This is a genomic window from Parvibaculum sp., assembly GCF_049671045.1.
Taxonomy (GTDB): Bacteria; Pseudomonadota; Alphaproteobacteria; order Parvibaculales; family Parvibaculaceae; genus Parvibaculum.
This window is the reverse complement of sequence record NZ_JBATUH010000055.1, coordinates 1-13374: the sequence shown is the minus strand read 5'-3', so window position 1 is coordinate 13374 and position 13374 is coordinate 1. Positions and strand designations below refer to the sequence as shown.

15 protein-coding genes are annotated in these 13374 nt (G+C 64.9%); 13 read left to right on the top strand and 2 right to left on the bottom strand.

Annotated features, from left to right (window positions below; translation table 11 throughout):
- Positions 1-56: 56 nt before the first annotated feature.
- Complete coding sequence (locus WBG82_RS06990) at positions 57-353, top strand: DUF6898 family protein (protein WP_424423065.1); 297 nt, start codon at positions 57-59, stop codon at positions 351-353.
- A gap of 6 nt (positions 354-359) precedes the next feature.
- Here the strand turns inward: WBG82_RS06990 and WBG82_RS06985 are convergent, their stop codons facing one another.
- Entirely contained in the window at positions 360-812 is a 453-nt protein-coding gene (locus WBG82_RS06985; RefSeq protein ID WP_424423062.1) for a MucR family transcriptional regulator, read from the bottom strand.
- 477 nt (positions 813-1289) lie between these two features.
- On the opposite strand from WBG82_RS06985, the gene glyA reads away from it, so the two are divergent.
- From glyA to WBG82_RS06940, 9 genes are all read left to right on the top strand, one after another.
- Complete coding sequence (glyA, locus tag WBG82_RS06980) at positions 1290-2606, top strand: serine hydroxymethyltransferase (protein ID WP_424423060.1); 1317 nt, start codon at positions 1290-1292, stop codon at positions 2604-2606.
- 66 nt (positions 2607-2672) lie between these two features.
- Positions 2673-3152 (top strand): transcriptional regulator NrdR, encoded by a 480-nt coding sequence (gene nrdR, locus WBG82_RS06975; RefSeq protein WP_424423058.1) that lies wholly within the window; start codon positions 2673-2675, stop codon positions 3150-3152.
- A 35-nt stretch (positions 3153-3187) separates the two neighbouring features.
- The gene (gene ribD, locus WBG82_RS06970; protein WP_424423056.1) at positions 3188-4297 is read left to right on the top strand and encodes a bifunctional diaminohydroxyphosphoribosylaminopyrimidine deaminase/5-amino-6-(5-phosphoribosylamino)uracil reductase RibD; all 1110 of its coding nucleotides are present in this window, start codon (positions 3188-3190) and stop codon (positions 4295-4297) included.
- Positions 4298-4924 carry a riboflavin synthase gene (locus tag WBG82_RS06965; RefSeq protein WP_424423053.1) on the top strand — a complete coding sequence of 209 codons (627 nt, stop codon included), beginning with the start codon at positions 4298-4300 and terminating at the stop codon, positions 4922-4924. It begins immediately after the preceding gene.
- Between the two features lie 5 nt (positions 4925-4929).
- Positions 4930-6081 carry a 3,4-dihydroxy-2-butanone-4-phosphate synthase gene (gene ribB, locus WBG82_RS06960; RefSeq protein WP_324297440.1) on the top strand — a complete coding sequence of 384 codons (1152 nt, stop codon included), beginning with the start codon at positions 4930-4932 and terminating at the stop codon, positions 6079-6081.
- Positions 6078-6536 carry a 6,7-dimethyl-8-ribityllumazine synthase gene (gene ribH, locus WBG82_RS06955; RefSeq protein ID WP_324297328.1) on the top strand — a complete coding sequence of 153 codons (459 nt, stop codon included), beginning with the start codon at positions 6078-6080 and terminating at the stop codon, positions 6534-6536. The genes ribB and ribH overlap by 4 nt, the downstream gene beginning before the upstream one ends.
- Before the next feature lie 19 nt (positions 6537-6555).
- Entirely contained in the window at positions 6556-7071 is a 516-nt protein-coding gene (gene nusB, locus WBG82_RS06950) for a transcription antitermination factor NusB (protein ID WP_324297441.1), read from the top strand.
- Positions 7049-8041 (top strand): thiamine-phosphate kinase, encoded by a 993-nt coding sequence (thiL, locus tag WBG82_RS06945; protein WP_424423050.1) that lies wholly within the window; start codon positions 7049-7051, stop codon positions 8039-8041. The genes nusB and thiL overlap by 23 nt, the downstream gene beginning before the upstream one ends.
- 176 nt (positions 8042-8217) lie before the next feature.
- Positions 8218-10332 (top strand): sodium-translocating pyrophosphatase, encoded by a 2115-nt coding sequence (locus WBG82_RS06940; RefSeq protein WP_424423048.1) that lies wholly within the window; start codon positions 8218-8220, stop codon positions 10330-10332.
- Positions 10333-10431: 99 nt separating this feature from the next.
- Here WBG82_RS06940 and WBG82_RS06935 read toward each other — a convergent pair whose 3' ends face one another.
- Entirely contained in the window at positions 10432-10947 is a 516-nt protein-coding gene (locus tag WBG82_RS06935; RefSeq protein WP_424423045.1) for an outer membrane protein assembly factor BamE, read from the bottom strand.
- 164 nt (positions 10948-11111) lie between these two features.
- On the opposite strand from WBG82_RS06935, the gene WBG82_RS06930 reads away from it, so the two are divergent.
- The 3 genes from WBG82_RS06930 to plsX all read left to right on the top strand — a co-directional run.
- Positions 11112-11672 (top strand): ubiquinol-cytochrome C chaperone family protein, encoded by a 561-nt coding sequence (locus WBG82_RS06930; protein WP_424423042.1) that lies wholly within the window; start codon positions 11112-11114, stop codon positions 11670-11672.
- Complete coding sequence (locus WBG82_RS06925) at positions 11669-12229, top strand: YceD family protein (RefSeq protein ID WP_424423040.1); 561 nt, start codon at positions 11669-11671, stop codon at positions 12227-12229. The genes WBG82_RS06930 and WBG82_RS06925 overlap by 4 nt, the downstream gene beginning before the upstream one ends.
- A gap of 130 nt (positions 12230-12359) precedes the next feature.
- Positions 12360-13374: phosphate acyltransferase PlsX (plsX, locus tag WBG82_RS06920; protein ID WP_424423037.1), on the top strand; the 1015-nt coding region annotated here is incomplete at its 3' end.

Below are 13374 nucleotides of genomic sequence, written 5' to 3'. Positions count from 1 at the left end.
GATGAGAGATCTGGTGAAGGCTCTCGATTCCGTCTGGACGCAGCGGAACATAAGGCGTGCCGCGTAACGGCGACAGCGGCAATCCGCCATCGGCCGCCTCCGGGGCAGGCGGCCGCCGCGAGGTCATCTTCGAATTCCAGCCGATCGGTGGCAGCGTCAAGGTGACGGCGGTCGATGTTGCGACGGGAACGGAGGTTTCCGTGGTCGGCCCCGCGACGGCATCCCAGAATGAGCTGGAGCGCATCGCCCTGCAAAAGCTGCGTTACCGGCTGGGGCGGGACGGCGAAGGGCAGCCGCCACGCCGCACCGAGCCGCCCAGGGACGGCGGGACGGGCGGCGGCATCCTCGTTTGAGAATGATTATTTCTTGCGACGGCCGCGCGGCGTGCTGGGGCTGGTGCGGCCGAGCCCGATCTGCTTGGCGAGGCGGGAGCGCTGCGCGGCGTAGTTGGGTGCCACCATCGGATAGTCGACGGGCAGGCCCCAGCGGGCGCGATATTCCTCCGGCGACAACCCGAACTGCGAGCGCAGATAGCGCTTGAGCATTTTCAGCTTCTTGCCGTCTTCCAGACAGATGATGTGATCGGGCGTCACCGACTTCTTGATCGGGACGGCCGGTGTCAGTTCCTGGGCGGCCGCGACGCTGTCCCCGCTGCGCTCGAGCTCGGCGAGCGTGTTGTGGACGGTCCGGATCATACCGGGCAGATCCGTGGCCGCTACGGCATTTTTACTCACATATGCGGAAACGATATCGCTGGCCAGGCGAAGTAGTCCTGGCATTGTGCCATCAGTCTTGTTCTTGGTATCGCTCATTGCCGATAACACCTTTTTGCCGCACGGCAATCGCCGCCAAACGAATCTCTGTCCCTAGAATATGGATACTTATCTAGCGCGTTAAGTCTCTGGGGATCAAGCTGTACAGTAGGCGTTTATCTTGTCTTTGTGTTTTCTTTCGGCCCGAAGACCACATTCCAGCGACACAGAAGTCTTTTTTGGGGCCGAATACATGAGGGGGCGGGTATTAGCTCTTGGCGATGGCCTGAGGGGACGCATTCGCCAGCCTGAAAATACGTGGTGCCTGCCTCCCCGCGAGAAGATTTCAAGCCTTACGCTGCGTTAAATCTTGAAATGCTGTCGGACGGACCAAGGTCAAGTTTTATAGTGGTGCATTGGCCCCCAATCGCGATATGTGGTATCACGCCACGGTGAGCCGGAGGCGGCGCGCCGCCAGTCCGGCTACCGGGATTCAATCCGGCAGTTCGTCTCATTCCGTCGAAGAAGGTTCAGTCAATGTCATCCAGCAGCGCAGTGGCCGGACGGGGCACCGCCTCGGGCTTTTTCACAGATGGCCTCGCCCAGAGCGATCCCGAGATCCTGCATGCGATCGAGAAGGAGCTTCGCCGGCAGCAGACCGAGATCGAGCTGATCGCCTCGGAGAACATCGTGTCGCGCGCCGTGCTCGAGGCGCAGGGCTCGATCATGACGAACAAGTACGCCGAAGGTTATCCGGGCAAGCGCTACTATGGCGGCTGCGAATTCGTGGACATCGCCGAGGAACTGGCGATCGAGAGGGCGAAGCGGCTCTTCAACTGCGCCTATGTGAACGTGCAGCCGAATTCCGGCTCACAGGCCAATCAGGGCGTGATGATGGCGCTTCTGAAGCCGGGCGACACCATCCTCGGCATGAGCCTCGCCGCGGGCGGGCATCTCACCCATGGCGCGGCACCGAACCAGTCGGGCAAGTGGTTCAATGCCGTGCAGTACGGCGTGCGCAAGCAGGACCATCAGATCGATCTCGATGAGGTCGAGAGCCTCGCGCGCGAACACAAGCCCAAGCTCATCATCGCGGGCGGATCGGCCTATCCGCGCATCATCGACTTCAAGGCGTTCCGGGAGATCGCGGATTCGGTCGGCGCGCTCCTCATGGTCGACATGGCGCATTTCGCCGGCCTCGTGGCGGGCGGCGCGCATCCGAGCCCACTGCCTTTCGCCGACATCGTGACGACGACCACGCACAAGACGCTGCGCGGTCCGCGCGGCGGCATGATCCTTTCCAACAACGAAGAGATCGGCAAGAAGATCAACTCCGCCATCTTCCCGGGCATCCAGGGCGGCCCGCTCATGCATGTGATCGCCGGCAAGGCGGTCGCCTTCGGCGAGGCGCTGCGGCCCGAATTCAAGCTCTATGCGAAGTCGGTCGTCGAGAATGCGCGCGCGCTTGCCGCGACGCTCGGCGAGGCCGGTTTCGCGATCGTTTCGGGCGGCACCGACACGCATCTCATGCTGGTCGATCTGCGGCCCAAGAAGCTCACGGGCAAGGTGGCGGAAGCCGCGCTGGAGCGCGCCAACATCACCTGCAACAAGAACGGCATTCCGTTCGACCCCGAGAAGCCGACGGTCACGTCCGGCGTGCGGCTCGGGACGCCGGCAGGGACGACGCGGGGCTTCGGCGTTGCGGAGTTCCAGTTCGTCGGCAAGCTCATCACCGAGGTGCTGGCCGGGCTCGCCCAGAATGGCGACGAGGGCAACGCGGCCGTCGAGGCGTCCGTGAAGGAACGGGTCATCGATCTCTGCAAGCGGTTCCCGATCTATGGCGGCCCGCAATAGGATTTGCGGGCGGGCGCCAGCCACGGGACTGTCGAGGCGAAGTGAAGGAATTGGGGGCTAGAGGGGATGCGTTGTCCATATTGCGGCAATGAAGACACGCAGGTGAAGGACTCACGTCCCACGGAGGACAATACTGCGATCAGACGGCGGCGCTTCTGCGCCGCCTGCGGGGGGCGGTTCACGACCTTCGAGCGCGTGCAGCTTCGCGAGCTGACCATCATCAAGGCGAATGGCCGGCGGGTGCCCTTTGACCGCGATAAACTCATGCGTTCCGTGCAAATCGCGATGCGCAAACGCCCTGTTGAGCAAGACCGCATTGAGCGTATGGTGAGCGGCATCGTACGCCGGCTCGAGAGCATGGGCGAAAGCGAGATACCCTCGGCGGTTGTCGGGCGGCTCGTGATGGAAGGCCTGAGCTCTCTGGACGCCGTCGCGTATGTCCGCTTCGCATCGGTTTACAAGAATTTCCGCGAAGCTAAGGATTTCGAGGAATTTCTGGGCGAACTCAGCGGCCCGGGTCGCGACGAGATCGACGACGACCGCTGAAGCCACTCGCCCCAAGATCAGTTTTGGGATGCGGGATGGCGCGAGCCACGGATAGCGACTTCATGAAAATGGCGCTCAGCCTCGCGGAGCGGGGACTGGGCATCGTCGCGCCAAACCCGGCGGTGGGCTGCATCATCGTCAGGGATGGCATCGTCGTCGGGCGCGGCTGGACGCAGAAGGGTGGCCGGCCCCATGCCGAGACGGAGGCGCTTGTCCGGGCGGGGGAGGCGGCGCGCGGCGCCACCGCCTATGTCACGCTCGAGCCCTGCGCTCATCACGGCCGGACGCCGCCCTGCGCGGGCGCGCTGATCGAGGCGGGGATCGCCCGCGTGGTCGGCGCCGTTTCCGACCCCGACCCGCGCGTGGCGGGGAAGGGCTATACCATGCTCCGCGAGGCGGGCATCGAGGTGGTCGAGAATGTGCTCGAGGCCGAGGCGCGCGCCCTCAATCAGGGGTTTTTCCTCAAGGTCATGGATGGCCGCCCGCTGGTCACGCTGAAGCTCGCGACATCGGCCGACGGCAAGACCGCCACCCATTCGGGCCACAGCCGATGGATCACCGGCGAGGCGGCGCGCGCGCGCGGCCATCTCCTGCGCGCGACGCATGACGCCATCATGGTCGGCAGCGCGACCGCCATCGTCGATGATCCCATGCTCGATTGCCGGTTGCCCGGCCTCGAGGATCGCTCGCCCACCCGCATCGTCGCGGATGGACGGCTTCGCCTGCCCCTGACATCGAAGCTCGTGCGCGATGCGCGCGCGGGTGCGCCCGTCTGGCTGCTGACGATGGCAGGCGGAGATGCTGCGCGCCGCGCCGCCTTCGAGGAATGCGGGGTCGAACTCATCGACGTGCCGAAGGGCGCGGATGAGCATATGGACATGCAGAAAGCGCTCGGCCTTCTGGGAGAACGCGGCATCACGCGCCTCCTCGTCGAGGGCGGAGCGCGGCTTGCGGCCTCGCTCATTCGCGCTCACCGCGTCGATCGCATCGAATGGTTCTGCGCGCCACGGATCATCGGCGGCGACGGCACAAGCGGCGTCGCCTCGCTCGGCGTCGATACGCTGGGCAAGGCGCCGTCGCTCGTCCTCAAGGAAACCCAGTCGCTCGGCGACGACACTCTCTCCAGCTATGTGGTTCGGCACTGAATGTTTACCGGTATCGTCACGGATGTGGGACGCATCAAATCGGTCGAGCAGCGCGGCGATACGCGCTTCGTGATCGAGACCAGCTATGATCCGGACGGCATCGCCATAGGCGCGTCGATCGCGTGCTCGGGCTGCTGCCTCACCGTCGTCGAAAAGGGACGGGCGGACGGCAAGGGTTGGTTCTCAGTCGATGCCTCGGCCGAGACGCTCGCCTGCACGACGCTCGGCCGCTGGGAAGCGGGAACGCCCATCAATCTCGAACGCGCGCTGAAGGCGGGCGACGAGCTTGGCGGCCACATCGTGAGCGGCCATGTCGATGGCGTGGGCGAGATCGTCGAGATGCGCCCGGACGGCGATTCCATGCGCTTCACCTTCGAGGCGCCCGCCGCGCTCGGACGCTTCATCGCGCCCAAGGGATCGGTGACGATCGACGGAACATCGCTTACCGTCAACGAGGTCGAGGACATGCGCGAGGGCTCCAATGCGGGCCGCACGCGGTTCGGCGTCAATATCATCCCCCACACCCAGGCGGTGACGACCTGGGGGCAGGCGAAGTGCGGGGATGCCGTTAATCTTGAAATCGACATGCTGGCCAGGTATGTCGCCCGGCTGGCAGAGAAGGATTGAGCATCGTGTACAAGGAATATCTCTCGTCTATCGAAGAGGTCATCGAGGACGCCCGCAACGGCAAGATGTTCATTCTTGTCGATGCCGAGGATCGCGAGAACGAAGGCGATCTGGTCATCCCGGCGCAGATGTGTACGCCGGAAGCCGTCAACTTCATGGCGAAGTACGGACGCGGCCTCGTGTGCCTCACGCTGACGGCCGACCGGGCAAAGCAGCTCAACCTGCAGTTCATGTCGCAGAACAACCAGTCGCGGAACCAGACGGCCTTCACCGTCTCGATCGAGGCGCGCGAAGGCATCTCGACCGGCATTTCCGCGCATGATCGCGCGCATACGGTGTCAGTCGCCATCGACCCGACCAAGGGGCCGAACGACATCGTCTCGCCGGGCCACGTCTTCCCGCTCGTCGCCAAGGATGGCGGCGTGCTTGTTCGCGCCGGGCACACCGAAGCGGCGGTCGATATCGCGCGCCTCGCCGGGCTTTATCCCGCAGGCGTCATCTGCGAGATCATGAATGATGACGGCACGATGGCGCGTCTGCCCGATCTCGTGCAGTTCGCGCAGCTTCACGGGCTCAAGATCGCGACCATCGCCGATCTCATCGCCTATCGCCGTCGCTACGATCATTTCATCCATCGCGCCATCGAGACAGAGCTCGAAAGCAAGTTCGGCGGCGACTTCAAGATGATGGTCTATCTGAACACGGTCGAATATGCCGAGCACATCGCGCTGGTGAAGGGCGACATCTCGACGCCGGAGCCCGTGCTCGTGCGCATGCATGCGATGAACGTGTTCGACGATATTCTCGGCGCTGCCGGATCGCGGTCCGATCTCGTCAAGGATGCGATGCAGATCATTTCGGAAGAAGGGCGCGGCGTCATCGTCATCATCCGCGACACGACGGCGACCGTCGTCTCCGATCTTCTCTTGCGCAAGGGCGAGAATGTGGAGCAGCGCATGCCGCGGCGTCTGCGCGAATATGGCGTCGGCGCGCAGATCCTGCTTGATCTCGGCGTGAGGGACATGGTCCTTCTCTCCGACACGGATCGCAGCATCGTCGGCCTCGACGGCTATGGATTGAAGATCGTCGGCCAGCGGCCGATCAGTTCCGCAAAGCGCGCATCTAGCGAGAAGAAGGCGAAGGAGATCGCATCTTGAAGACCACCAAGGCCCATGTGCTGATTGTCGAGGCGAGGTTCTACGAGCATCTCGCCGACGAGCTGGCGCGTGGCGCCATCGCCGAGATCGAGGGGCGGGGCGCGACCTGGGAGCGCATCCAGGTGCCCGGCGTTCTGGAGATCCCCGCCGCGGTGAAATTCGCGCTCGATGCGATGGCGCATGGCGGCGTGACGAAGCGGATCGACGGGTTCGTCGTACTGGGCTGCGTCATTCGCGGCGAGACGACGCATTACGACATCGTCTCGAACGAGTCCGCGCGGGCGCTGATGGACCTAGCGGTCGAACGCTCGCTCGCCCTCGGCAACGGCATTCAGACGGTCGAAAACGAGGCGCAGGCGCTGGCCCGCGCCCGGGTCAACGAAAAGAACAAGGGCGGGGGGGCTGCGGCCGCCTGCCTCGACATGATCGATCTCAAGCGCAAGATGGGCGCGTGATGCAGGGTGCAGGCAAATGATGGCCGCGGCTGAACCGCCTGTTCCAGAGAGCGGGAAATTCGACACGAACGCGCGCAGCGCCGCGCGCCTCGGTGCCGTTCAGGCGCTCTACCAGATGGACGTGGCGGGCACGCCGCTCGACGACATCGTCGAGGAGTTCATCGAGCATCGCTTCGGCCAGGAGATCGAGGGCTCGGTCTATGCGCGCGCCGACGAGGCGCATTTCGAGGACATCATCCGCGGTGTCGTGCGCGAGCAGCGCGATGTGGACGTCGCCATCAACGGCGCGCTTGCGCGGGGCTGGACGCTCGCCCGCATCGACGCGACGCTGCGCGCCATCCTGCGCGCCGGCGCCTATGAACTCAGGCGCTGCAAGGACATTCCGGTGAAGGTGGTCATCAACGAATATGTCGATGTCGCGCACGCCTTCTTCGAGGGCGACGAGCCCGGCGTCGTCAATGCGGTGCTCGACAAGCTCGGTGCGAGCTTGCGCAAGCCGCGTGGAGCGGGCGATGCCGGCGCAGGATCGTCCTGACGAATTCAGCCTGATCGAAAAGCTCTTCGCGCCGCTTGCGGCGGGCGCGCCGGGCGCGCTGGGCCTCACCGACGATGCGGCGGTCTTCGCGCCAACGGCGGGCATGGAGACGGTGCTGACCGTCGACGCCATTGTCGAGGGCGTGCATTTCCTGCCCGACGATCCGGCGGGGAACGTGGCGCGGAAGCTCCTGCGCGTGAACCTCTCGGACCTTGCCGCCAAGGGCGCGACACCGCGCGGCTACCTTCTCGTCACGTCCTGGCGGCCGGATACGCCGCTCTCATGGATGGAGGCGTTTGCCGAAGGGCTTCGTCTCGATCAGGCCGAGTTCGGTCTTTCCCTCTGGGGCGGCGATACTGTTTCGGCGCCGGGACCGCTCTCCTTCTCGCTGACGGCCATTGGCGAGGTGCCGCGCGGCTGGATGATCCGGCGCGGCGGCGCGCGGCCGGGCGACGCGCTTTATCTCACCGGGACGGTGGGGGATGGCGCGCTCGGTCTGCTTGCCGCGCGGGGCGAGCTTGGCTTCCTCGGTGAAGCGGAGAGCGCCGCCCTCATCCGCCGCTACCGCCTGCCGGAACCGCGTCTCGGCGTCGGCCTGCGCCTGCGTGAGCTTGCCCATGCGGCGCTCGACGTTTCGGACGGGCTGATGGCCGACCTCGGGCATATGTGTGCCGTTTCGGGAGTGGGGGCGCGGGTGGAGGTGGAGCGCCTGCCGCTTTCAGCCGCCGCGCGCCGCGTGCTGGAGGCTCGCCCGGGCCTGATCGAGACAGTGCTGGGCGGGGGCGACGATTACGAGCTTCTCTTCGCGGCGCCGCAGCAAGCGGCGGGCGAAATCGCGGAAATCGCTGCGGCCGCGCAAGTGCCCGTGACCCGGATCGGAGAGATCCGCCCGGCGGGCGAGGGCATCGCCGCCCTGGACGTTCACGGACAGAAGCTCAGCCTGAAGCGGGCCGGTTTCCGCCATTTCTGACGCCGATTCAACTTTTCCGAAACCCTTCCAAATAGTTACGTTCAGTTGCTTTCCATGCCGGCATTTGGCATCTTCCGCGGCATTCTGCTTCCGGAGGGGGGACTTAGCCGGATGATCCCGGATTCGAGTCCAATTTCCCGCACGATATCCAGTTCAAGGAAATCAAGGAAAAAACAATGAGCAACGCACTGTGGGCAATCATAGGCTGCGGCGGACTCGCAATTCTGTACGGCATATTCGCGGGGCGTTCCGTGCTGTCGGCGGATGCGGGCAACGCGCGCATGCAGGAGATCGCCGCGGCGATCCAGGAAGGCGCGGGCGCTTACCTGAACCGTCAGTACACAACCATCGGCATCGTCGGCGCGGTCATCTTCGTGGTGATCTCCTGGCTGCTGGGCCTCAAGGTCGGCATCGGCTTCCTGGTCGGCGCGACGCTGTCCGGCGCGGCCGGCTATATCGGCATGCTCGTGTCGGTGCGCGCGAACGTGCGCACGACGCAGGCTTCCAGCAAGAGCCTCGCGGCGGGCCTTTCCATCGCGTTCCGCGCGGGCACGGTCACCGGCATGCTGGTGGCGGGCCTCGCGCTGCTCGCGGTCGCGGTCTATTTCGCCGTGCTCGTCGGCTATCTCGGCTATGAGGCCAATTCGCGCGAAGTGATCGACGCGCTCGTCGCGCTCGGTTTCGGCGCTTCGCTGATCTCGATCTTCGCCCGTCTCGGCGGTGGCATCTTCACCAAGGGCGCCGACGTCGGCGGCGATCTCGTCGGCAAGGTCGAAGCCGGCATTCCCGAGGACGATCCGCGCAACCCGGCGACGATCGCCGACAACGTCGGCGACAACGTCGGCGACTGCGCCGGCATGGCGGCCGACCTCTTCGAGACCTATGCGGTGACGCTGGTCGCGACCATGGTGCTCGCCTCGATCTTCTTCGTGGGCGATGTGACGGCGAACATGATGACCTATCCGCTGGCCATTGGCGGCGCGTGCATCGTGACGTCGATCCTCGGCGTGTTCTTCGTGCGGCTCGGCAAGAGCAACAACATCATGAACGCGCTCTACAAGGGCTTCGTCGCCTCGGCGCTGCTGTCGCTCGTCGCGCTCTGGTTCGTGACCGACAAGATCGTCGGCTTCCAGACGGAATTCACGGTCGGGACGCTGAGCTTCACCGGCCAGAGCCTCTATATCTGCGGCGTGGTTGGCCTCGTCGTCACGGGCCTCATCGTCTGGGTGACGGAGTACTACACGGGTGTGGACTACCGCCCCGTGAAGAGCATCGCCGCCGCCTCGGTCACGGGCCATGGCACGAACGTCATTCAGGGTCTGGCGATCTCGATGGAAGCGACGGCGCTGCCCGCGCTCATCATCGTCGGCGGCATCCTCGTCACCTATGCGCTGGCCGGCCTCTTCGGCATCGCCATCGCGGTCACCACGATGCTGGCGCTTGCCGGCATGGTCGTCGCGCTCGACGCCTTCGGCCCGGTGACGGACAATGCGGGCGGCATCGCGGAAATGGCCGATCTTCCGGCCTCGGTCCGCAAGACCACCGACGCGCTCGACGCCGTGGGCAACACGACGAAGGCGGTCACCAAGGGTTATGCGATCGGCTCGGCGGGCCTCGGCGCGCTGGTGCTCTTCGCCGCCTACACGCAGGACCTCAACTACTTCTCGGCTTCGCCGGAAACCTATCCCTACTTCGTCGGCGTTGCGGCGGACTTCTCCCTCTCGAACCCCTATGTGGTGATCGGCCTCTTCATCGGCGGCCTGCTGCCCTATCTCTTCGGTTCGATGGGCATGACGGCCGTGGGCCGCGCGGCCGGCTCGGTCGTGGAAGAAGTGCGTCGCCAGTTCAAGGCTGATCCGGGCATCATGAAGGGCACCTCGAAGCCTGACTATGCCCGCGCCGTGGACATGCTGACGAAGGCAGCGATCAAGGAGATGGTCATTCCGTCGCTCCTCCCGGTGCTGTCGCCGATCGTCCTCTATTTCTTCGTGCTGGCGATCGCCGGCAAGTCCGAGGCCTTCTCGGCCGTCGGCGCCATGCTTCTCGGCGTGATCGTGACGGGTCTCTTCGTCGCGCTCTCGATGACGTCGGGCGGCGGCGCGTGGGACAACGCGAAGAAGTACATCGAGGACGGCCACTTTGGCGGAAAGGGCTCGGAAGCCCACAAGTCGGCGGTGACCGGCGACACGGTCGGCGATCCCTACAAGGACACGGCCGGCCCGGCGGTAAACCCGATGATCAAGATCACGAACATCGTGGCGCTGCTGCTTCTCGCCGTGCTCGCGCACTGATCGGCAACGATCCGAAAACAGAAGGCCCCGCGAAATTCGCGGGGCCTTTTTGTTTGGGCCGTTTGCGCCGTGCGGCGCCTGAATGGGGGAGGGGCTGCCTCAGCCGCCGGGGCGGCCGGGAACGGGGCCCGTGTTCCTCTTGTCGTTCGCCTTGTTGAAGCGGCCGAGATTGCTGAAGAGCTGGCCGAGGACCGTCAGCTCCTTGCCGCGCGACGGGGTCGTGCGCGTCTGGAAGTCGACGATCTCGCCATCCTGAAGCCCGTAATAGGCGACCTGCTGGGCGACGCCCTGCTTGTCGAAATAGACGGCGACGACGGTGCGGTCCACTTCCTCGGGCGGGTAGAAGGTGTCCGTCTCGAAGGTGCTCGAGATGTAGTAATAGGCATCGTGATGCGGGCCGCCGAGGGGCGACTCGGTGGAAGGCGAGCCCATATATTCCCGGACCTCCTCCTTCGTGGTCTGGCCGGGCTTGATCCTCTTCAGGTCTTTCTCGTTGAGCACATAGCCGCGCTGTTCGACGACCGGCGAGCAACCGGCCAGCGCGAGGCCGGCGACCGACAGGGAGGCCACGGCGACCAGGATTCCGGCATGGCGCCGCAGACGTTGGGAAGTCATATGGGAGAATCCTCCTGGCCCATGAATGCATGGGCCCGTTTCCCGCTTCGCCAGGGGGCGAGAGGGCTACAGGCCCTAGATTGACCTACCCTTGTCGCTGGCTAAATTCAATCGGCTTCTGTAAGCAGAGCCTGGCCGCGCACCCCGCCCGGCGGAGGCAAGACATGATATGGAAAAGGATTTTCGGTCGCGCCGATAGGGACGAAGGGCCCTATGCGATTTATAATGCGCTGGTCGCGCAGGCCCGCCAGCCCTGGTTCTATCTCGATGGCGGCGTGCCGGACACGCTCGAAGGGCGCTTCGAGATGGTCATGCTGCATGCCTTTCTGGTCTTGCGGCGGATGAAGGCGCTGGGCGACCCGGCCAGAGAGGCCGGCCAGCGGGTCTTCGACATCATGTTCGACGACATGGACCAGACGCTGCGCGAGATCGGCGTCGGCGACCTTTCCGTCGGCAAGAAGATCAAGGGAATGGCGGCGGCCTTCTATGGCCGCATCGCGGCCTATGACGAAGGGCTCGACGCCGAAGAGCCCGGCGTTCTCGATGCGGCGCTGAAGCGCAATCTCTTCGCGATGGCGGAGCCCTCGGCGACGCAGGTGAGCGCGGTGGCGAATTATCTGCGTCTCGCGGATGGCGCGCTCGCCACGCAGGAGGCCGACACGATACTGGCCGGCGCGATCCGCTTTCCCGTAGTGCCGGTCGAGGAAAACAGGAGCGTCAGTTGAGCACCGACATGGCCCCGGAATTTCATATCGTCATCCAGCTCTCGGACGTGCCGCCGCAGGGCCGGGAAATCGCCTTCGAGGCGGATGAGGAGCAGAGGCGCGGGCTCGCGACGCGATTCGATCTCATCGAGCTTCGCTCGTTCAAGGGAACGGGGACGCTCCGCCCGTGGCGCCGGATCGGCTATGCGCTGGAAGGGCGATTCGAGGCCGATGTCGTTCAGGCCTGCGTCGTCACGCTCGAGCCGGTCGAGGCCCGCCTGACCGAGCGCTTCAAGGTTCATTTTCTGCCTGCCGAATATCTGGAAGCGGATGCGGGCGCTCCGGGTTCGGAACGTGAGATCGTCATCGACCCGGAGAGCGACGAGCCGCCCGAGGCCATGTCCGGCAATCATATTGACGTCGGGGAAGTGTTGGCGGAACAGCTCGCACTTTCGCTCGATCCGTATCCGAGAAAGCAGGGCGCTGCCTTCGAGGAAGTGGTTTCGGACGAGGAGGAGGCCGAGGAGGCCCGGCCGAATCCCTTTGCCGTGCTCGAAAAACTCAAGAAAAATGATTGATGGGGCCGCGTCTCGGGCCGATACGAGAATATTGTCTGGGGGCTTCAACCCTGTATCTTCGGGACGCGGCTGACGGGGAATTCAACGCCGCGCGCGAAGATGCGAAGCGGCGGGAAGGAGAAGGGGCATTGTGACGCTTGGACTCACGGTAGCGCTGGACGGGATGGGCGGCGATCACGGTCCCGAGACGGTGATCGGCGGGGCGGACATAGCTTCTGTCCGCCATCCCGATGTTCGGTTTCTCATCTATGGCGACGAAGCGAAGATGCGCCCCGTGCTCGACGCGCATCCGCGCGTCGCCGCCGTGAGCGAGATCGTTCACACGGAAGTTTCGGTCGCCATGACGGACAAGCCGAGCCAGGCACTCCGGCGCGGACGGAAGACGAGCAGCATGTGGCTCGCCATCGATGCGGTGAAATCGGGCAAGGCGCAGGCGGCCGTGTCGGCCGGCAATACGGGCGCGCTGATGGCGATGTCGAAGGTGGTCCTGCGGACCATGCCGCATGTCGAGCGGCCCGCGCTCGCCGCGCTCTGGCCGACAATGCGCGGCGAGAGCGTCGTGCTCGATGTGGGCGCGACGATCGGGCCCGACGCCTTCCAGCTCGTGCAGTTCGCGGTGATGGGTGAGGCCTATGCGCGCGTGATTTTGGGCGTCGACAAGCCGACGGTCGGCCTCCTCAATATCGGCGAGGAAGAGGTCAAGGGAACCGAGCAGGTGAAGGAGGCCGCGCAGATCCTGCGCGAGGCGAATCTTCCGATCCGCTTTCACGGTTTCGTCGAGGGCGATGATCTCGGCAAGGGCACCGTCGATGTGATCGTGACGGACGGCTTCACGGGCAATATCGCGCTCAAGACGGCGGAAGGAACCGCGCGTCAGGTCGCCTCCTATCTGCGCGAGGCTATTTCGCGTTCATGGATTTCGCGGCTCGGCTATCTCTTTGCGCAGGGCGCCTTCCGCGCGCTGGCGAAGAAGCTCGATCCGCGCTCGTCCAACGGCGCGCTCTTCCTCGGATTGAACGGCCTCGTCGTGAAAAGTCACGGCGGAACGGATGCGCAAGGCTTCGCATCCGCCATCGACGTTGCGGTCGATGTCGCCTCGGCGGATCTGCTCAAGAAGATCGTCGCCGATCTCGAGGCATTGGACG